Raw genomic sequence first — 19,224 nt, 5'->3', positions numbered from 1 at the left:
CATAAAGGCGGCGCAGTGCCGCCTTTTTTGTTACTTTTTTTCTGATTTCTGCCCCATGTCATTGCATGCATCCGTCACACTCCGTAAAATCCCGCGCCTTAGCGTGATCCACCATTTTTATGCGCCTTAGCGAAATAATTATTCTGGATTTGGACTTTTCATAACAGGAAGCCAATGGAAAAGAAACTTGGCCTGAGTGCGTTAACTGCACTTGTATTGAGCTCAATGCTGGGCGCGGGCGTATTCAGTTTGCCGCAGAACATGGCGGCCGTCGCCAGCCCGGCCGCATTATTGATTGGCTGGGGCATCACCGGCGTCGGGATTTTGTTGCTGGCGTTCGCCATGCTGCTGCTGACGCGTATCCGACCGGATCTGGACGGCGGAATATTCACTTACGCCCGTGAAGGTTTTGGCGAGCTGATTGGCTTCTGCTCCGCCTGGGGCTACTGGCTGTGCGCGGTGATCGCCAACGTCTCCTATCTGGTTATCGTCTTCTCGGCGCTCAGTTTCTTTACCGATACGCCCGAACTGCGCCTGTTTGGTGACGGCAATACCTGGCAGTCCATCGTCGGCGCCTCGGTGCTGCTGTGGATTGTTCACTGGTTGATTTTGCGCGGTGTTCAGACCGCGGCCAGCATTAACCTGGTGGCGACGCTGGCCAAGCTGGTGCCGCTTGGCCTGTTCGTCGTGCTGGCCTTCCTCGCCTTCCGTCTCGATGTCTTTAAGCTCGATTTCAGCGGTATTGCGTTGGGCGTTCCCGTCTGGGAGCAGGTGAAAAATACCATGCTGATTACCCTGTGGGTGTTCATCGGTGTTGAAGGTGCCGTCGTGGTTTCTGCCCGCGCGCGTAACAAACGCGACGTGGGACGCGCCACGCTGCTGGCCGTCCTGGCGGCGCTGGGCGTTTATCTGCTGGTGACGCTGCTGTCGCTCGGTGTGGTGGCCCGCCCTGAACTGGCGGAGATGCGTAATCCGTCCATGGCCGGGCTGATGGTGAAAATGCTCGGTCCCTGGGGTGATGTGGTTATCGCGGCAGGTTTGATTGTCTCCGTCTGCGGCGCGTACCTGAGCTGGACCATTATGGCGGCAGAAGTTCCGTTCCTGGCCGCCACGCACAAAGCGTTCCCGCGCCTGTTTGCCCGTCAGAATAAAAACAGTGCGCCATCGGCTTCTCTGTGGCTCACCAACATCAGCGTGCAGGTCTGTCTGGTGCTGATCTGGCTCACAGGTTCGGACTATAACACGCTGCTGACCATCGCCTCCGAGATGATTCTGGTACCCTATTTCTTAGTGGGCGCATATCTGTTAAAAATTGCGACCCGCCCGGCACACTATGCGGTAGGCGTAGGTGCCTGTATTTACGGTCTATGGTTATTGTATGCTTCCGGCCCGATGCATCTGCTGCTGTCCGTGGTGCTCTACGCGCCAGGCCTGCTGGTATTTATCTACGCTCGCCGTACGCATCAGCTTGATAATGCTCTTAAGCGCCGCGAAATGGCGTTGATAGGTTTGCTGTTAGTCGCTGCCGTACCGGCAACGTGGATGTTAATGGGATAGCGCCGCCTGTCCCATTGTTGAACTGAAAAGGAGATTACGATGGGACACACGCAGCAACGCCCAATATTGATCACTGGCGCAGGCCGTCGCATCGGCCTCGCCCTCGCCCATCACTTTCTCAATCTTCGCCATCCGGTTATCGTCAGTTACCGCACGGAATATCCCTCCATTGAAGGGCTACGACATGCCGGAGCCGTCTGCATTCAGGCGGATTTCTCCACGGATGAAGGTATTCTTGCTTTCGCGGAAAAAGTGAAATCGACCACCCCCGGGCTGCGGGCGGTTATTCACAACGCCAGTACCTGGCTTCCTGAAAAAGCAGGACATTCGCTCAGCGAAACGCTCGCCTGCATGATGCAGATCCACGTTAATGCGCCTTATCTGCTCAACCATGCCCTACAGGATCTGCTACGCGGACACGGCCATGCCGCAGGCGACATTATCCATTTCACCGATTACGTGGTGGAGCGAGGCAGCGATAAACACATCGCCTACGCGGCCAGCAAAGCCGCGCTGGATAATATGACTCGCTCGTTCGCGCGCAAGCTGGCCCCCGAGGTAAAAGTCAACGCGATTGCCCCGGCGATGATTTTATTTAACGAGGGCGATGATGCCGAGTATCGTCAGCAGGCGCTTAACAAATCGTTGATGAAAATTGCGCCCGGCGAGAAAGAGGTGATCGACCTGATCGATTATCTGCTGACCAGCTGTTACGTCACGGGAAGGACGTTTGCCGTGGACGGTGGCCGCCCGCTGCGCTAGTGAAAGCGGCTCCAGAAGAAGATGAGCACCCAGGCGCTGAGGCTCCAGCAGACCACCGCCCCGCCCAGCGCCAGGGGCAGACGCAGAAAACCGGTGAAGTACCACAGCGACAGCAGATAGATGAAATACGGGATGATTGACCACATCCCGAATACAATGGTGGCACGCAGCGCCTCTATACCCCGCTCAGAGGCCACAATATAGTGCGCAATTAACGCAAAGGTGGGAAACAGCGGGATAAGCCCGGCAATGTAGTAGTTCTTCGTTTTAGCCAGCACCCCAATCAGCAGCACGACCAGCGCACCCAGCGCGGCTTTGATCAACAGCCCCATTCTTTTCCCTTAACAATCAAATAACATTCCCGTGCAGGATAACGGAACTCCGGCTAATTATGAAAGATTAATGGAAGGTTAAGGTTGTGCGGTGTATGTTGACGTTTTTCGCGATGACAGACGTAGTATGAATAAGATTGTTTATGTTGAAGATGAACCTGAAGTGGGTCAATTGATCGCCGCTTATCTGGGTAAACATGATATTGAAGTGGTTGTCGAACCTCGTGGCGATCGCGCTGAAGACGTCGTCACCCGCGAAAATCCGGACCTGGTGTTGCTGGACATTATGCTGCCCGGAAAAGATGGCATGACGCTTTGCCGGGATCTGCGCGCGAAGTGGGACGGCCCGATCGTGCTGCTGACCTCTCTCGACAGCGATATGAATCATATTCTGTCCCTTGAGATGGGCGCGAATGACTACATCCTGAAAACCACGCCGCCGGCGGTCCTGCTTGCCCGTTTGCGCCTTCATCTGCGTCAGCGTGCCAGCGCTGAGCGTGAAGCGCCTGCGCCCTCTTTAACGCCGCATAAGGCGATGCGGTTCGGCACGCTTTCTATCGACCCGGTCAACCGACAGGTTATGCTTTCCGGGGAGCTAATTGCGCTCTCAACCGCAGATTTTGACCTGCTGTGGGAGCTGGCAACTCATGCCGGGCAAATTATGGACCGGGATGCATTGCTGAAAAATCTGCGCGGCGTAAGTTACGACGGAATGGATCGTAGCGTTGATGTGGCGATTTCTCGCCTGCGAAAAAAACTGCAGGACAGCGCCACCGAGCCCTACCGCATTAAAACCGTACGTAATAAGGGCTACCTGTTTGCCCCGCACGCATGGGAAACCTGAAAAAAAACCACACAGTAAATTTCGAAAACTAACTTGCGATGCATCAGGAATGTTATCGGTATACGTCGTAAGTTTTCGATTATATGCATCGTTAGTCATGAAATATCCCTTGATCACATTGCTCTTACCTGTTCAATTTCGATGTGCATTTTTCGCGTAAACAAAAGTAGCTCTAATGTATTTCATTGCTATAGTACAATATATATTCAGCAGTTCAGGAACCATTATCGATCAAAAATCCGTCACTTAAATGCACATTGTGTTAAAAATGAACTTTACAATTGACTAAATTATTATCTTATCCTTATGAAAACAAAGGGGATATAGTTAGCATATAAATAATATCGATCTTTTTCAATAGCTTACGCGTTTGCAGAAATCTAATTCTCATGCTAAACCTTATACTCTCTCAATTATTTAATGAACGAGGTATAGCAATGTCATGGAGAGTCATTAGCTCGGTAATTTGTCCTAACACGGGGATCGTTTATTCAAGCATCTTGGGACTCAAGTTCTTGAAACTCATCATTTGGTATGAAAGCGATGTCTATTTGTACCCCGGCGATAGGATATATCCGACAAAGAATGGCGTCTTCATTAATGGTGTTTTCAAGCCAATATCGATATACAACATCTCCCCTTACAACGAGATGTTATGGAGTGAAATTAAAAACAAGATGGCCTGCCCATACAATCGAAACCAGGAAGAGGAGATATGTACCTACGCGGTGCATTGCAACGCGCGTAAGTGTCCGCATGGGTTTATCACGAATCCACTGATTGTCAGCACAGTCAAATCCAGACATTAACGAATGTTGGTAATGTTCAGGTTACAAAGATAAGTATCTTTGTCACACCGTTTGCGCCGGATACCTCTCAGTGGTAAACGCCATAAATAAAGCCACCCGCAGGTGGCCTTTGTCATTGTTATTCTGATTCACAAATACTCTCAATCGCAAATAAACTCGTATAGCGAAGCGTAAACGGATTACCCGGGCATTGATGGAATAAAGCGATGCCGTGTTTTATTACCTTTCGACGAATACCCCTTTTCAACGCATCATGCCTGACTTGCGCCCATAGCGACCCTGCTGGTAAAAGACGTGTAGTGAAGCCCCTGTTTCGGTGAAATTAATGAAGAAGCTGTTTGTTCAGTTTTATTTACTGCTGTTTGTCTGCTTTCTGGTGATGACCATGCTGGTCGGGCTGGTCTATAAGTTCACCGCAGAGCGTGCGGGCAGACAATCCCTGGACGATCTGATGAAAAGCTCGCTCTACCTGATGCGTAGCGAGCTGCGCGAAATTCCTCCGCATGACTGGGCACGTACGTTAAAAGAGCTGGATCTGAATCTGTCGTTTGATCTGCGTATCGAACCCATGAAGGATTTTGATTTAGCGCCGCCGGCGATGCAGCGTTTGCGCGACGGAGACATCGTCGCCCTGGACGAGAAATATACCTTCATTCAGCGTATACCGCGCAGCCACTATGTCCTGGCCGTCGGGCCAGTGCCCTATCTCTATTACCTGCACCAGATGCGCCTGCTGGATCTCGCCCTGCTGGGCTTTATTGCCATCTCGCTCGCTTTCCCTGTGTTCATCTGGATGCGACCGCACTGGCAGGACATGCTGAAACTGGAATCCGCCGCACACCGTTTTGGGGAGGGTCATTTAACTGAACGCATACATTTCGATAGCGGTTCCAGTTTTGACCGTCTCGGTATTGCCTTTAACCAGATGGCCGATAACATCAACGCCCTGATTGCCAGCAAGAAGCAGCTTATCGACGGTATTGCGCATGAACTGCGCACTCCGCTGGTACGCCTGCGTTATCGCCTGGAGATGAGCGAGAACCTCACCGCCGCGGAATCGCAGGCCCTCAATCGGGATATTGGCCAGCTTGAAGCGCTGATTGAAGAGCTGCTGACCTATGCCCGCCTCGATCGGCCTCAGACGGAGTTGCACCTCAGTACGCCGGATCTTCCCGTCTGGCTACAGACGCATATTAACGATGTGCAGAGCGTTAACCCTCAGCGAAAACTGCTGACAGCCATTACCCCCGGCGCGTACGGCGCGCTGGACATGCGCCTGATGGAACGCGTGCTGGATAATCTGATGAACAACGCCATGCGCTACAGCGAAACCACGCTGCGCATAGGTTTAGATTTGCAGGGGAGCCAGGCAATTCTGTGTGTGGAAGACGATGGCCCCGGTATTGAGCCAGCGGAGCGTGAAAAAGTTTTCGAGCCGTTTGTGCGCCTCGACCCCAGCCGCGACCGTGCTACCGGCGGCTGTGGTCTGGGGCTGGCTATTGTCCGTTCTATTGCCCAGGCGATGGGCGGTTCGGTTCGCTGCGAAGCGAGCGAGCTGGGCGGGGCCCGGTTCGTCTTTAGCTGGCCGATCTATCACAACATTCCTCTTCCCGTACCTGCCTGACCTAAACCGCACGCTGGCCTGACCCGGCGTGTTGTGCTATATCAGTAGTATGTTGTAACTAATTAAGGGCTATTATGGCGACTTACGATCTCATCGAAAGGCTTAACACCACATTTCGGGAAATAGAGCAGGCGTTACTGACCCTGACGGCGCAACTACAGGGCTGCCGCCTGCTGGCCGCCCGCGTCTTTTCCCTGCCCGAGGTGGCGAAAGGCGCGGAACACGACCCGCTGAACACCATTGAGGTAACGCAGCATATCGGTAAAGTGGCGCTGGAACTGACGTTGCAGCACTATCGCCGCCTTTTCATCCAGCAGCAGTCCGAAAATCGCAGCAGTAAGGCCGCCGTTCGCCTGCCCGGCGTCATCTGTCTGCAAACGGATACCGCAACGCGTGAAGCCATTGAGGCGCAAATTACGCATATTAATACGCTGAAAGCCGCCTTCGAGAAAATCGTGACCGTTGAATCCGGGCTGGCACCGGCTGCCCGTTTTGAATGGGTGCATCGCCAGCTTCCGGGGCTGATCACCCTGAATGCTTACCGCACGCTGACGGTACTGCGCCACCCCGCCACGCTGCGCTTCGGCTGGGCCAACAAGCACATCATTAAAAACTTCACGCGCGACGAGATCCTGGCTCAGCTGGAGAAAAGCCTGAAATCGCCGCGAACGGTCGCCCCGTGGTCGCGGGAACAGTGGATTGAACGGCTGGAGCAGGAGTACCACAGCATTGCCTCCCTGCCGGCTGATACCCGTCTTAAAATAAAGCGTCCGGTGAAGGTGCAGCCTATCGCTCGTGTCTGGTATGCCGGACAGCAAAAGCAGGTGCAATACGCCTGCCCGACACCGCTGATTGCGCTCTACGATGCCGATCAGGGTGCGGTGGTGCCGGATATCGGAGAACTGCTGAACTACGATGCTGAAAACGTTCAGCATCGCTATAAACCCCAGGCGCAGCCGCTACAGCTGATTATCCCGCGGCTGCACCTGTATGTGGCGCAGTGATTACCTGATGCTGCCCACCATCGCTTCCGGGCGGACCCAGGCATCAAACTCGGCGTCCGTCAGGTAGCCCAGCGCCAGCGCAGAGGCTTTCAGGGTAAGCCCCTCTTTGTGCGCTTTTTTAGCGATTTCGGCCGCTTTGTCATAACCAATATGGGTGTTTAGCGCCGTGACCAGCATCAGGGACTCATTCAGCAGCTGGCTGATTCGCTCGCGATTAGGCTCAATGCCCACCGCGCAGTGCTCGTTAAAGCTCTCCATGCCATCGGCCAGCAGACGAATCGATTGCAGTACGTTGTGGATCACCATCGGGCGATAGACGTTAAGCTCGAAGTTACCCGACGCGCCGCCCATGTTGACCGCAACGTCATTACCCATCACCTGACAGCACAGCATGGTCATGGCTTCGCACTGCGTCGGGTTTACTTTACCCGGCATAATGGAGCTGCCCGGCTCGTTTTCCGGAATGCTGATTTCGCCGATGCCGCAGCGCGGGCCGGAGGCCAGCCAGCGCACGTCGTTGGCGATTTTCATCAGCGAGGCTGCCAGCCCTTTCAGCGCGCCATGGGTATGGACCAGCGCATCACAGGTCGCCAGCGCTTCGAATTTATTCGGGGCGGTAACAAACGGCTGCCCGGTGATCTTCGCCAGCTCTTCGGCCACGCGCACCGCGTACTCGGGATGGGTGTTTAACCCGGTGCCAACCGCCGTTCCGCCGAGCGCCAGCTCCGCCAGATGCGGCAGGCTGTTGTCTATATGCTTAAGATTGTGCTCCAGCATCGCCACCCAGCCGGAGATCTCCTGGCCAAGCGTCAGCGGCGTGGCGTCCTGCAGGTGCGTACGACCAATTTTTACAATGTCGCTGAAAGCCTGCGCTTTCTCGTTAAGCGTAGATTTGAGCACGTTGAGTTGCGGGATAAGCTGCTCGCGGATAGCGATGACGGCCGCCACGTGCATGGCCGTCGGGAACACGTCGTTGGAACTCTGGCTTTTATTCACGTCATCGTTCGGGTGAACCTTCCGCTCCATGCCGCGTACGCCGCCAAGCAGCTCGCTTGCGCGGTTCGCCAGCACCTCGTTCATGTTCATGTTGCTCTGGGTGCCTGAGCCGGTCTGCCAGATGGCAAGGGGGAATTCGTCGGGATGTTTGCCCGCCAGCACTTCGTCGGCGGCATTGATGATGGCGGAGGCTTTATCGGCATCCAGCAGGCCCAGATCCTGATTGACTTTGGCGGCAGCGCGTTTGGTTAACGCCAGCGCCTGGATTAGCGAGACGGGCATTTTCTCTGTCGAAATGCGGAAATGCTCCAGCGAACGCTGGGTTTGCGCGCCCCATAGCTTGTCGGCCGGGACGTCGATGGCGCCCATGGAGTCTTTCTCGCGGCGATGCATTGTCATTACTTACTCCTTGATAACAAAGATGGGATTGCTCACATGCTTAAGAGATAAGTATTGATGACTTCTGAGAAACGTTATGGCGCTTTGTGCGCTCTTTTTGATGTCGGGTGGCGGCTGCGCCTTACCCGACCTACGAGAATGTAGGCCGGGTAAGCGTCAGCGCCACCCGGCAATTTACAGAATTACTTCACACACGCCGAACACTGGGAAGACTGGATCTGTTTGAAGAAGTCGTTACCTTTGTCATCCACAAGAATGAACGCCGGGAAGTCTTCCACTTCAATTTTCCAGATCGCTTCCATTCCCAGTTCCGGGTACTCCACGCACTCCAGGCTCTTGATACTGCCCTGTGCCAGCACCGCTGCCGGGCCGCCGATGCTGCCGAGGTAGAAGCCGCCGTGCTTGTGGCACGCGTCCGTCACCTGCTGGCTGCGGTTGCCTTTCGCCAGCATGATCATGCTGCCACCGTTGGCCTGCAACTGGTCGACGTAGGAGTCCATACGGCCCGCCGTGGTTGGGCCTAACGAGCCGGAAGCATACCCATCAGGCGTTTTTGCCGGGCCTGCGTAGTAGATCGGGTGATCTTTAATGTACTGCGGCAGCCCTTCACCGTTGTCCAGGCGCTCTTTCAGCTTCGCATGGGCGATGTCGCGGCCAACAATAATCGTCCCGTTCAGAGAAAGGCGCGTTGAAACCGGATACTGCGAAAGCTGCGCCAGGATCTCCTTCATTGGGCGATTCAGGTCAACGCGTACCGCTTCGCCCTCACCCGCTTTACGCAGTTCTTCAGGGATGTATTTGCCCGGGTTGTTCTCCAGCTTTTCGATCCAGATGCCGTCGCGGTTGATCTTCGCTTTGATGTTACGATCCGCAGAGCACGACACGCCCATCCCCACTGGACAGGATGCACCGTGGCGCGGGAGGCGGATCACGCGAATGTCATGCGCGAAGTATTTGCCGCCAAACTGCGCGCCCAGCCCCAGATTCTGCGCTTCGGCCAGCAATTCCTGCTCAAGCTGCACGTCGCGGAACGCCTGACCATGTTCGTTACCTTCCGTTGGCAGGCCATCGTAGTATTTGGTTGAGGCCAGCTTAACGGTTTTCAGGGTGCTTTCAGCAGACGTACCGCCAATCACAAACGCGATATGGTACGGCGGGCAGGCCGCCGTGCCGAGGGTGCGCATCTTCTCAACCAGATAGTTCTTCAGCTTGCCCGGGGTAAGCAGCGCTTTGGTTTCCTGGTAAAGATAGGTTTTGTTGGCTGAACCGCCGCCTTTGGCAATGCAGAGGAATTTGTACTCGTCACCGTCGACACTGTAGAGGTCAATCTGCGCAGGCAGGTTGGTGCCGGTGTTCACCTCTTTGTACATATCCAGCGCCGCGTTTTGCGAATAGCGCAGGTTATCTTCGGTGTAGGTATTGTAAACGCCGCGCGCCAGCGCCGCTTCGTCACCGCCGCCGGTCCAGACGCGCTGGCCTTTTTTACCGGTGATAATCGCCGTGCCGGTGTCCTGGCAGGTCGGCAGAATGCCTTTCGCCGCGATATCAGAGTTACGCAGGAATTGCAGGGCAACGTACTTGTCGTTCTCGCTGGCTTCCGGATCGCTCAAAATATCGGCAACCTGCTGCTGATGCGCCGGACGGAGCATAAAGGAAGCATCGTGGAAGGCTTGCTGCGCCAGCAGCGTCAGCGCCTGCGGGTCAACTTTGAGGATCTCCTGCCCTTCAAACTCAGAGACAGAAACGTAATCGCGGGTTAACAGGTAATACTCGGTCCGATCCTGACTGAGGGGGAAAGGATCCTGATAATGGAAGGGTTTATTCGACATTATTCTCTCACTTACTGCTTCGGTCTGTTTATTCAGGGCAGATGTTCCGCTGCCCGGCTTAAAAGCGAGTCAGCTTATCCTACACAATTTTTTAACAAAAACTGAGACTAGTACGACTTTTTACATCCCCAGGTTACTTCCATTCGGTTTATTGCTTTAATACGCGAAGTTAATTCCACATATGAATCAGGGCTTGATAATGCAAAAACTCATCAACTCAGTGCAAAACTACGCCTGGGGAAGTAAAACTGCGTTAACGGATCTCTACGGTATCGCCAACCCGGACAACCTGCCGATGGCAGAGCTGTGGATGGGCGCGCACCCGAAGAGCAGCTCAAAAATTGAAGATGCCAGCGGCCAGGTGCGCAGCCTGCGTGATGTCATCGATGCCGACAAAGCCGCGCTGCTCGGCGATAAAGTGGCGAATCGTTTTGGTGAGCTGCCTTTTCTGTTCAAGGTATTGTGCGCCGACCAGCCGCTCTCCATTCAGGTTCACCCGAACAAAAAAGCCTCTGAGCTGGGCTTTGCCAAAGAAAATGCCGCCGGTATTCCGTTAGACGCCGCAGAGCGTAACTACAAAGATCCTAACCACAAGCCGGAACTGGTTTTCGCCCTTACCCCTTTCCTGGCGATGAATGCCTTCCGCGAGTTTTCCGAGATCATCTCCCTGCTGCAACCGGTCGCTGGGGCTCACAACGCGATCGCCCACTTCCTGGAAAACCCGAACGCAGAAGCCCTGAGCGCGCTGTTTGCCAGCCTGTTGAATATGCAGGGCGAGGAAAAATCCCACGCGCTGGCGGTGCTGAAAGCCGCGCTGAACGGCCAGCAGGGTGAGCCATGGGACACCATTCGCATAATTTCCGCGTTTTATCCGGACGACAGCGGCCTCTTCTCTCCGCTGCTGCTGAACGTGGTGAAGCTCAACCCGGGCGAAGCAATGTTCCTGTTCGCTGAAACCCCGCACGCCTACCTGAACGGCGTGGCGCTGGAGGTGATGGCTAATTCCGATAACGTACTGCGCGCGGGCCTGACGCCAAAATACATCGACATCACTGAGCTGGTTGCCAACGTGAAGTTCGTGGCGAAACCTGCTGCGGAGCTGCTTACTCAGCCGGTGAAAAACGGCGCAGAGCTGGACTTCCCGATTCCGGTTGACGATTTTGCCTTCTCCCTGCATGACCTCAGCGCAGACGAAACCGCCATTGCACAGGAGAGCGCCGCGATCCTGTTCTGTGTGGAAGGCGAAGCGACGTTGCATAACGGTAGCGAGCGTCTGCTGCTTAAACCGGGGGAGTCCGCTTTTGTCCCGGCAAACGAGTCGCCTGTCTTCGTGAGCGGCACTGGTCGCCTGGCGCGCGTTTTTAATAAGCTTTAGGGACTTACTGAATTTTTTAACAACTCTTGCTAAGCTAGTAACAGGCGTTGTAACACCAGGCGGTTTTAACCGCCTGGTTTCATTTTAGGGATAATCGCAATGAAAAAATCGGTCGTAGCGGTAGGAGTGATTGTTGCTTTAGGCGTGATCTGGACGGGTGCTTCCTGGTATACCGGGAAACAGCTGGAAAGCCGTCTGGCAGAGATGATGGCGCAGGCAAACAGCGAGATTAAGCGCAGCGCGCCTGAAGCAGGTCTGGAGCTGAGCTACCAGAACTACCAGCGTGGCGTCTTTACCAGCCATATGCAGGTGGTGGTGAAGCCGGTAGCGGGCAATCAGAACGCCTGGCTGAAACCGGGCCAGAGCGTGGTACTGGATGAAGTGGTCAGCCACGGTCCGTTCCCGCTGGCACAGTTGAAAAAGTTTAACCTGATCCCCTCTATGGCATCCGCCAGAACCGTACTGGTAAATAACGAGGTGACGAAGCCAATTTTCGATATGGCGAAAAATGAGTCGCCGTTCGAGATCAATACCCGCATCAGCTATGCCGGTGATACGCGTTCCGACATCGACCTGAAAGCGCTGAATTACGAACAAGGCACCGATAAAGTCGCCTTCAGCGGCGGTAATTTCCAGCTTGATGCCGATCGCGACGGCAAGAATGTCTCTCTGACCGGCGATGCCGCCAGCGGCCTGGTGAATTCAGTCAATGAATATAACCAGAAGGTCCAGCTTACCTTCAACAACCTGAAAGCCAGCGGCAATAGCCGTATGACCGATTTTGACGAGCGTATTGGCGATCAGACGCTGAGCCTCGATAAGATCGCCATTGCGATTGAAGGTAAAGAGATGGCAGTGCTGGAAGGCATGGATCTGGACGGCAAGTCTGACGTTTCCAAAGACGGTAAAAGCATCAACACCCAGCTGGATTACAGCCTGAAAAGCCTGAAAGTACAGAATCAGGACCTGGGTACCGGCAAGCTGTCACTGAAAATTGGCAACATTGACGGCCAGGCATGGCACGAATTTAGCCAGAAATACAGCAAAGAGAGTCAGGCTCTGCTGACCGATGCCGCCCTGCAACAGAACCCGCAGGCGTACCAGCAGCAGGCGATGGCCGTGCTGTTTAATAACCTGCCGATCCTGCTGAAAGGCGAGCCGGTAATTACCGTTGCGCCACTGAGCTGGAAAAACGACAAAGGCGAAACCAACTTCAACCTGTCGCTGTTCCTGAAGGATCCGGCGGCCGCGACCGGCGAGCCGCAGACCCTGGCGCAGGAAGTTGACCGCAGCGTGAAATCGCTCGACAGCAAGCTGACCATCCCGATGGATATGGCAACCGAGTTCATGACGCAGATTGCGAAACTCGAAGGGTATGGTGAAGAAGATGCAGGTAAACTGGCAAACCAACAGGTGAAAGGCCTGGCGGCGATGGGCCAGATGTTCCGCATCACGAAGGTGGAAGACAACACCATTTCCACCAGCCTGCAATATGCTAATGGCCAGGTAACGCTCAACGGCGATAAAATGCCGCTGGAAGATTTTGTCGGCATGTTTGGTATGCCGACGCTGGGCATTCCGGCACCGGCTGAACCGGCAGCGCCGCCAGCAGTACCGCAGCAGTAAACGAAAAACCCCTCGCATGAGGGGTTTTTTTATTGCCAGGCGATGTGCAGCGGAGATTACTTCACCGTCACTAACCGCGCCGCCACAATCTGATGCCCGGCCTGCACGTCCGTATTTTCAATACGCTGCATAATTCGGTCTGCCAGGGTGTATCCCATTTCACGAGCCGGCGTCGTCGCCCAGACGATGGGGAGATCGTCTAGCGCATTTTCACCGACATCCGCAAATGCCCCCAGCGCCACCTGATGGCCGAAGAACGTTTCTACCCCGCCCTCACCGCTCTGGCGTCCGGCGCGGATCAAGCCGAACCACGCCCCCATCGCAATCACATCGTTATAGCAAATCACCGCGCTGATCGTCGGGCTGTTGCGAAGCAACGTGCCGATGGCTTCGGCGGCTTTTTTCTGGCTGGATTCACACTCCACCACCCATTCGCTGTGAAACGGCAAGCCGTATTTGATGAGCGTGGAGCAGTAACCGCCCACCCGCTCGGCACGCGTCAGGGACGAGCTTTTACCGCCGAGCCAGGCGATGCGCTGATGGCCGCGATGAATAAGATGCTCGGTCAGCATTTGCGCGGCCTGCATGTTATCCGGCCGAAGGGTATCGGCTTCGTCGAGATAGCTGGCGCGCGACGCAAACACCAGCGGTACGCCTTTCTGCGCCGCGCGCTCACACAATTCACTGCCCACACCGGACGCGCCGGCCACGATCACCCCATCCACCCCTTGCGTCAGCAGCATATCCAGCCTGGAGAGCAGTTGCTTCGGTTCGCGCCCACCGTGGAGCAGGAAAACCATTCGTCCCTGCGCTTCAAGCGCCTCGGTAAGCCCGGCGGTCAGTTCTGCATAAAACGGCGACGCGAGGTCGCGAACAATCAGCCCTATCACCCCGCTTTGCCCACCGCGCAGCGCCGACGCCTGGCGATTACGCACAAAGCCCAGTTGCTCAACGGCCTCGTTGACGCGCTGACCCGTAGCAGGAGAGATGCGCCCTTTCCCGCTCAATACCAGCGAAACGGTGCTAACGGAAACCCCCGCCGCCAGCGCGACATCGTTGATGGTGATCTTTTTCGCTACAGCCATGTGGTGGCGTGACTCCTTGATAATGAGATCGCTAAAACGTTTTATCAATACGTTATCTTTATACTACCAGTAAAAGCCTGAGAATGTGATTTAGCGCGCACTAAAGTTTGATAAAACGTTTTATCTTTTCGCCCCATCGCGGTCGTTAAATCTCTTTCTACCATTTAAGGAGTCGTTTTATGACGACGAAAGCAGCACAAAAAATATCGCTGTGGGAGTTTTTCCAGCAACTGGGCAAAACCTTTATGCTGCCCGTGGCGCTTCTCTCTTTTTGCGGGATCATGCTGGGGATCGGCAGCTCGTTAAGCAGCCATGACGTCATTACTCTAATCCCTTTCCTCGGAAATCCGGTACTTCAGGCGATCTTCATCTGGAGACTATTAAGTCTTTTAACGAAGTGGCTTGATGTTGGATTGATGTGCGGTAACTTCTGCTATGTTGCCGCGATACGATTTGTCATGTGCAATGAACTAACGTCGTTTCGCGGTAACTTAATGCCCCACCCATGCCCCATCACACCACCCTGTCATCCTGCATCACGCTGTTGATGAAGAACGTCACCCGCCCCATCGCCTCAACTTTGCGTAGCTCCTTCCAGTTTCGCAACTTGCCGCTTTACGCCTTCCCATACCATCAGAATAATCACCACCGATCCGATTGTAAGATTTATCAGGTGCGCACCTCTTTTATCGGACAACAAGCAAATCTGAAAATCTCGTAGTGTATCGAGGCGACAGCATTTCTCGCTTCATTTGCCACTGCTGCTGTATACCCTGCCCGGCAAAATAGAGCGTGCCCTTTCCGTCCTTTGCATTCAGGTGATCCAGTACTTCCATTAACTTCTCGCTACCAGCTCGGGGAGCACTGTCGTCGAACAGATTGAGCTGGGCCACCCCCTGACTGAAGAAGTCACCCAGCATGACGCCCGCTTTCTGGTACCGGTGACCGTCCTTCCATATTTTGTCCAGACACTTTACCGCGGCGTTGATGATGTCTCTGCTGTCCTGAGTTGGCGTGAGCAGCCTTACCGATGCGCTGTTTCCGTAATACGGCTCATTAAGGGCAAATGGAGAGGTCTTGACGAAAGCGGATATAAAACGGCAATACTGGTGCTCGCCGCGAAGCTTTTCAGCACCACGGGCCGCGTAGCTGCAAATAGCCTGCCGCATTTGCTCATAGTCAGTAATGCGTTCGCCAAAAGATCGGCTGCATACAATTTCCTGCTTCACCGGCGCGAACTCTTCCAGATCCAGGCATGGCTCGCCGCGCAGCTCACGGACGGTTCGCTCCAGCACCACATTAAAGTGCTTACGGATAATCCACGTGCTCTGTTCTGAGAGATCCAGCGCCGTTTTGATGCCCATAGCGTTCAGCTTCTTGCTGATGCGCCGGCCAACGCCCCAGACATCCTCCACAGGAACAAGCGCCAGTAGCCTTCGCTGCCGGTCGACGTTTGAGAGGTCAACCACCCCGCCCGTCTGCCGCTGCCATTTTTTCGCAGCATGGTTAGCCAGCTTAGCCAGCGTCTTGGTCTGAGCTATGCCGACCCCCACTGTAAGATGTGTTCGCTGTAATATCGTCGCGCGGATTTCTCTCCCAAATTCAGTCAGGTCCCGGCAGTTCCTTACGCCGGTCAGGTCGCAAAAGGCTTCGTCTATGCTGTAAATCTCCACGCGCGGGCTCATTTCTTCCAGCGTGGTCATTACCCGGCTGGACATGTCTGCATAGAGCTCGTAGTTGCTGCTGAAGCAAACAACACCAGCGCGCCGGAACAAATCCTTCTGCTTGAAGAACGGCTCACCCATCGCGATCCCGGCAGCCTTTGCTTCTGCGCTACGTGCAATAACACACCCGTCATTATTGGACAGAACGACAACAGGCAGCCCGCGCAGGTCTGGTCTGAATACTGTTTCACAGCTGGCATAAAATGAGTTCACATCGACCAGGGCAAACATCACATCACCGGGTTGTCGTCTGTGAACGCCGCAGCGCCATTGATAAAAAAGGTCACCACTCCCATGACATCGACTTCATCTAAAGCATCACCTTCTATGCTTTCACCGTCTTCGGTGATGAGCGACCCGCCCATAACGACCGCGAACTGTAGTTGTCCGAACGCATTTACCAGCACGCGTGTTCCGTTGGATGGCACAAGATCAGGCTGAAAAAGCGCATAACCGCCTGACGTTTCAACCAAGCAGGAGTAGCGGTTAACGCCACACAACTGCTCAAGTTTGTAACTTTGAGATGCAGGCTTCATATCTAACCACCCTTAATATTACTGTATGCATACACAGTAATATTAAGCGACATTGTCGATCAAGCCCTGAGGCAGAATTGACTTGTAAGTGGTTAAATTAGATAGACATTTACTTGTTGAATTATAGCCCGTCATTATGACGGGCTAGTTCATACTATTTAGAGAATGCAGAAAGCAAAGCAACAGTGAATGATGCTGTTCCCGCATTCATCATGCAGGTTTTACCGCCAGAAAATCCACTTATATTTTGCGAAACAGAGTTTCCTGAGGTTGGGTATAGAGTGATGGTGTCACCACCTTTAATAACTCTTACCTTTCCTGTCACGTCAACGGAGGATGTAGCTACCGAGGTTAGCGTGCCATTACTCATCGTATAGAAGTTGATAGTGCCTGTAGCGGTTCTGCTTATGCCACATCCGGACTTCTGCTTTTGTTTGTAGTTAAAAAGCACCATGGTGCCAACTGGCATAGACTCCAGATCGACTGTTGATACCTGGTATGCCTTGACTCCATTAACCATATCAGGAGCTTCATCGTCAGGTGTTGATAAGCTATATCCTAAAGTCAAATCATTGACCGAAGGGTCATTACCTGACACACCTTTTATTTGTGCAGCATTTAGCGCAATGAAGTTAAATCCAGTGAAAATTTGTTTCATTGGCTCCCTGAACATTAATCCCGGAGGGTAAACTCTTGAAGGCGCCCCGTCATAAGATACGGATATAATATTGAGACCCTTTTTAAGAGTTCCGATATTTGTTGTCTGCTTGCCCGTGAATGATGCCATGCCATTACTCGCAACCGGCCCTGACAGATATGCAGCATTCCTGATATCATTAAGGATAACAGAGAATTGGTTCACACGGCCTGAAGTTGTATAGGTGGGATTATAAGGCTCGAACAGTGTAACTGAAATATCGCTTGAGTCACTCCACACAAAGTACCTGCACGTAACATTTTCAGATGATGGGGTGATAACCCCCCAACCACCGAGAGCATCAAGATAATCTCCTCCACTCAGATTGGAAATTGACGGATAATACCTGGCGCCAGAAGGGAAACCAAAACCGATAAAGGACAACTGAGTTGTAGGGATTACATTTTTGTTTTTACTGGCCAAATAAACCCTTTCCTTAAACACCTCTTTGGCCGCATATGCCCCAAGATAAGCATGACCAACGGTTGATGGATGGCTCTGGTCAAATACAGTTCCTCCATCACGCTTAGCTACATCAGGGAGCGAATACTCGCCAATGTCGGCATACGCATCAGTAGTGGCCTTTGAGATATCTAGAAACTCAACTTTAGGGAATAGTCTTTCAATGCGTTTTTTAATTGCCAACTCAAGAAAAGCTTTAGGCGCATCATTATTATTAACGGTTATGAAGCAGATCGGGCAGCCATACCCCCAGGACTTACGGATAAGCTTCTCAAACTCATGGAAATAAGCATCAAATCCGATGGTGGGTAAATCGCTGTTATCATTAAAACCAAGGCTGATGAAAAGCACGTCAGGCGCCGCTCTACCATAATCAGCATTCTGGAAGAAACCGTAATCTATATTAGCGTAGCCCCATCCATCTGATAGTTTCTTGCCTGATGAAGCGCAGTTATACCCCTTAAATATGCTTGATGTGCTGTCTGATATCATGTTCAGGCAATCTGTAAATATACGGAACCATGAATATTTACCGCCATTAAGGTTGTGATTATAAGTTGTTGAATTTAAGTTACCATTTGCATCTGTTGGATTTGGAGCCCAGTCCTTGCTATACGCCCCATCAGTAATGGAGTCGCCAATAATGCCAACTTTGCAATCAGATATTGTAGACGGATATCCTTGTTTATTTGCGAACTCAGCAATGGTTCCAAGTGCTGTAAGCTTCGGGCCATGTGTAGATAAAGACACGTCAAAGGTATGCTCATTACCCCACGGATCACGAGTAAGAATTTTCCCTTCACCGATGAATTTTGTTACATCATCGTCTGGCAGGAAATTACAGCGTAGCTGGACACCCTTCGGAACATAAATTTGTCCTGTGTAAGCGTATACTGCTGCGCGGTTATCTGTCGTGCCATCGATGACGACCCCTGGAACATATTTTACAGCTAATGCGTCACTGCGGTATTTACCGTTGTTTAGCTCTGTCCTTAAAGCGGCATCCCCAACACTGACCCACTTCCCGTCACCAATACCGCCAGTACTATCGGGAGTAGATCCTGGGGGAACTACTTTGGGGAGGATTCCGTCCCATCTGTAATATTCCCCGTTGCTCTTCCAGCGTAGGCACTCGTTAGCAAGGCTAATGGTGCTGCCATCTTCAAAAGAATCCTTCGTGATATAGCCATAATTAAGAATTGCCTGATTCGCATCGTAATTTATTCCCGCAATTGTACGATGTTCATCGCCGAACCTGTCAACATAAACATGATTTTCTGACGTAACAACCTCGTCGATTTTTCCTATGTTGAATTTGAAATCGAACGGAGATTCACTAGGTACTGGCAGATTAGTAGGTGTAGTGGCCATATTTATTCCATAAAAAAACCCGGACTCTCGCCGGGTTTGGTTTGTCGGGGGGGCGGTTCTTATTCGTAGATGGCGTCGCTGTATTCCGCGACGGTCAGGGAAACCGTGTTATCTGTGTTCGGTTTGATGCTGTTGACCGTCCATAGCTGACTGTCCAGCTCCTCAACTGTCGCAATGAGATAGCGCGACGGG

General features: G+C 53.1%; 15 protein-coding genes and 1 pseudogene. 9 read left to right on the top strand and 7 right to left on the bottom strand.

Annotated features, from left to right (window positions below):
* The first annotated feature begins 174 nt into the window (after positions 1-174).
* Both ACOTXC_RS00080 and folM read left to right on the top strand, forming a co-directional pair.
* On the top strand, positions 175-1,557 hold the full coding sequence (locus ACOTXC_RS00080; protein ID WP_192970711.1) for an amino acid permease: 1,383 nt from the start codon (positions 175-177) through the stop codon (positions 1,555-1,557).
* 39 nt (positions 1,558-1,596) lie between these two features.
* Positions 1,597-2,319, top strand: coding sequence for a dihydromonapterin reductase (folM, locus tag ACOTXC_RS00075; protein ID WP_022647935.1), 723 nt, complete (start codon positions 1,597-1,599; stop codon positions 2,317-2,319).
* On the opposite strand, the gene ACOTXC_RS00070 is transcribed toward folM, so the two are convergent.
* Positions 2,316-2,651 (bottom strand): GlpM family protein, encoded by a 336-nt coding sequence (locus tag ACOTXC_RS00070; RefSeq protein WP_022647934.1) that lies wholly within the window; start codon positions 2,649-2,651, stop codon positions 2,316-2,318. The two genes, folM and ACOTXC_RS00070, sit on opposite strands and share 4 nt — an antisense overlap.
* Before the next feature lie 127 nt (positions 2,652-2,778).
* Between ACOTXC_RS00070 and rstA the strand changes: the two genes are divergently transcribed.
* From rstA to tus, 4 genes are all read left to right on the top strand, one after another.
* Positions 2,779-3,495, top strand: coding sequence for a two-component system response regulator RstA (gene rstA / locus ACOTXC_RS00065; RefSeq protein WP_032671147.1), 717 nt, complete (start codon positions 2,779-2,781; stop codon positions 3,493-3,495).
* Positions 3,496-3,884: 389 nt separating this feature from the next.
* Positions 3,885-4,304 carry an anti-adapter protein IraM gene (gene iraM / locus ACOTXC_RS00060; protein ID WP_032671145.1) on the top strand — a complete coding sequence of 140 codons (420 nt, stop codon included), beginning with the start codon at positions 3,885-3,887 and terminating at the stop codon, positions 4,302-4,304.
* Between the two features lie 325 nt (positions 4,305-4,629).
* A complete protein-coding gene (gene rstB, locus ACOTXC_RS00055) occupies positions 4,630-5,928 on the top strand; it encodes a two-component system sensor histidine kinase RstB (protein ID WP_421767268.1) in 1,299 nt (432 codons plus the stop codon).
* A gap of 74 nt (positions 5,929-6,002) precedes the next feature.
* A complete protein-coding gene (gene tus / locus ACOTXC_RS00050; RefSeq protein WP_022647930.1) occupies positions 6,003-6,932 on the top strand; it encodes a DNA replication terminus site-binding protein in 930 nt (309 codons plus the stop codon).
* On the opposite strand, the gene fumC is transcribed toward tus, so the two are convergent.
* Complete coding sequence (gene fumC, locus ACOTXC_RS00045) at positions 6,933-8,327, bottom strand: class II fumarate hydratase (protein WP_045308487.1); 1,395 nt, start codon at positions 8,325-8,327, stop codon at positions 6,933-6,935.
* Between the two features lie 182 nt (positions 8,328-8,509).
* Positions 8,510-10,156 carry a class I fumarate hydratase FumA gene (fumA, locus tag ACOTXC_RS00040; RefSeq protein ID WP_022647928.1) on the bottom strand — a complete coding sequence of 549 codons (1,647 nt, stop codon included), beginning with the start codon at positions 10,154-10,156 and terminating at the stop codon, positions 8,510-8,512.
* Positions 10,157-10,355: 199 nt separating this feature from the next.
* On the opposite strand from fumA, the gene manA reads away from it, so the two are divergent.
* The gene (gene manA, locus ACOTXC_RS00035) at positions 10,356-11,531 is read left to right on the top strand and encodes a mannose-6-phosphate isomerase (RefSeq protein ID WP_421767267.1); all 1,176 of its coding nucleotides are present in this window, start codon (positions 10,356-10,358) and stop codon (positions 11,529-11,531) included.
* Positions 11,532-11,630: 99 nt separating this feature from the next.
* The gene (locus ACOTXC_RS00030; protein WP_023299969.1) at positions 11,631-13,157 is read left to right on the top strand and encodes a YdgA family protein; all 1,527 of its coding nucleotides are present in this window, start codon (positions 11,631-11,633) and stop codon (positions 13,155-13,157) included.
* Positions 13,158-13,213: 56 nt separating this feature from the next.
* On the opposite strand, the gene ACOTXC_RS00025 is transcribed toward ACOTXC_RS00030, so the two are convergent.
* Positions 13,214-14,242 (bottom strand): Mal regulon transcriptional regulator MalI, encoded by a 1,029-nt coding sequence (locus ACOTXC_RS00025; protein ID WP_421767266.1) that lies wholly within the window; start codon positions 14,240-14,242, stop codon positions 13,214-13,216.
* Between the two features lie 179 nt (positions 14,243-14,421).
* Here ACOTXC_RS00025 and ACOTXC_RS00020 point away from each other — a divergent pair.
* Positions 14,422-14,616 (top strand): annotated as a pseudogene (locus ACOTXC_RS00020) (PTS sugar transporter subunit IIBC); the annotation flags it as partial.
* A gap of 312 nt (positions 14,617-14,928) precedes the next feature.
* Here ACOTXC_RS00020 and ACOTXC_RS00015 read toward each other — a convergent pair.
* The 3 genes from ACOTXC_RS00015 to ACOTXC_RS00005 form a co-directional block, all read right to left on the bottom strand.
* A complete protein-coding gene (locus tag ACOTXC_RS00015; RefSeq protein WP_421767265.1) occupies positions 14,929-16,197 on the bottom strand; it encodes a Y-family DNA polymerase in 1,269 nt (422 codons plus the stop codon).
* Positions 16,197-16,502: a hypothetical protein gene (locus ACOTXC_RS00010; RefSeq protein WP_421767264.1), complete on the bottom strand. Its 306-nt coding sequence runs from the start codon at positions 16,500-16,502 to the stop codon at positions 16,197-16,199. Before ACOTXC_RS00010 ends, ACOTXC_RS00015 begins: the two co-directional genes overlap by 1 nt.
* Positions 16,503-16,656: 154 nt before the next feature.
* On the bottom strand, positions 16,657-19,032 hold the full coding sequence (locus ACOTXC_RS00005; RefSeq protein WP_421767263.1) for an SGNH/GDSL hydrolase family protein: 2,376 nt from the start codon (positions 19,030-19,032) through the stop codon (positions 16,657-16,659).
* Positions 19,033-19,224: the final 192 nt, after the last annotated feature.

It is taken from the genome of Enterobacter cloacae complex sp. IR5428 (assembly GCF_049238585.1).
GTDB lineage: Bacteria > Pseudomonadota > Gammaproteobacteria > Enterobacterales > Enterobacteriaceae > Enterobacter > Enterobacter intestinihominis.
Note: the sequence above shows the minus strand (reverse complement) of the source record. Positions and strands in the feature narration are given on the sequence as shown.

Coding starts and splice junctions, on each gene's coding strand:
- ACOTXC_RS00005 (WP_421767263.1), bottom strand. CDS start 19,032: ATGGCCACTACACCTACTAATCTGCCAGTACCTAGTGAATCTCCGTTC.
- tus (WP_022647930.1), top strand. CDS start 6,003: ATGGCGACTTACGATCTCATCGAAAGGCTTAACACCACATTTCGGGAA.
- iraM (WP_032671145.1), top strand. CDS start 3,885: ATGCTAAACCTTATACTCTCTCAATTATTTAATGAACGAGGTATAGCA.
- fumA (WP_022647928.1), bottom strand. CDS start 10,156: ATGTCGAATAAACCCTTCCATTATCAGGATCCTTTCCCCCTCAGTCAG.
- ACOTXC_RS00080 (WP_192970711.1), top strand. CDS start 175: ATGGAAAAGAAACTTGGCCTGAGTGCGTTAACTGCACTTGTATTGAGC.
- fumC (WP_045308487.1), bottom strand. CDS start 8,327: ATGACAATGCATCGCCGCGAGAAAGACTCCATGGGCGCCATCGACGTC.
- ACOTXC_RS00030 (WP_023299969.1), top strand. CDS start 11,631: ATGAAAAAATCGGTCGTAGCGGTAGGAGTGATTGTTGCTTTAGGCGTG.
- ACOTXC_RS00070 (WP_022647934.1), bottom strand. CDS start 2,651: ATGGGGCTGTTGATCAAAGCCGCGCTGGGTGCGCTGGTCGTGCTGCTG.
- rstB (WP_421767268.1), top strand. CDS start 4,630: ATGAAGAAGCTGTTTGTTCAGTTTTATTTACTGCTGTTTGTCTGCTTT.
- folM (WP_022647935.1), top strand. CDS start 1,597: ATGGGACACACGCAGCAACGCCCAATATTGATCACTGGCGCAGGCCGT.
- rstA (WP_032671147.1), top strand. CDS start 2,779: ATGAATAAGATTGTTTATGTTGAAGATGAACCTGAAGTGGGTCAATTG.
- ACOTXC_RS00010 (WP_421767264.1), bottom strand. CDS start 16,502: ATGAAGCCTGCATCTCAAAGTTACAAACTTGAGCAGTTGTGTGGCGTT.
- ACOTXC_RS00025 (WP_421767266.1), bottom strand. CDS start 14,242: ATGGCTGTAGCGAAAAAGATCACCATCAACGATGTCGCGCTGGCGGCG.
- manA (WP_421767267.1), top strand. CDS start 10,356: ATGCAAAAACTCATCAACTCAGTGCAAAACTACGCCTGGGGAAGTAAA.
- ACOTXC_RS00015 (WP_421767265.1), bottom strand. CDS start 16,197: ATGTTTGCCCTGGTCGATGTGAACTCATTTTATGCCAGCTGTGAAACA.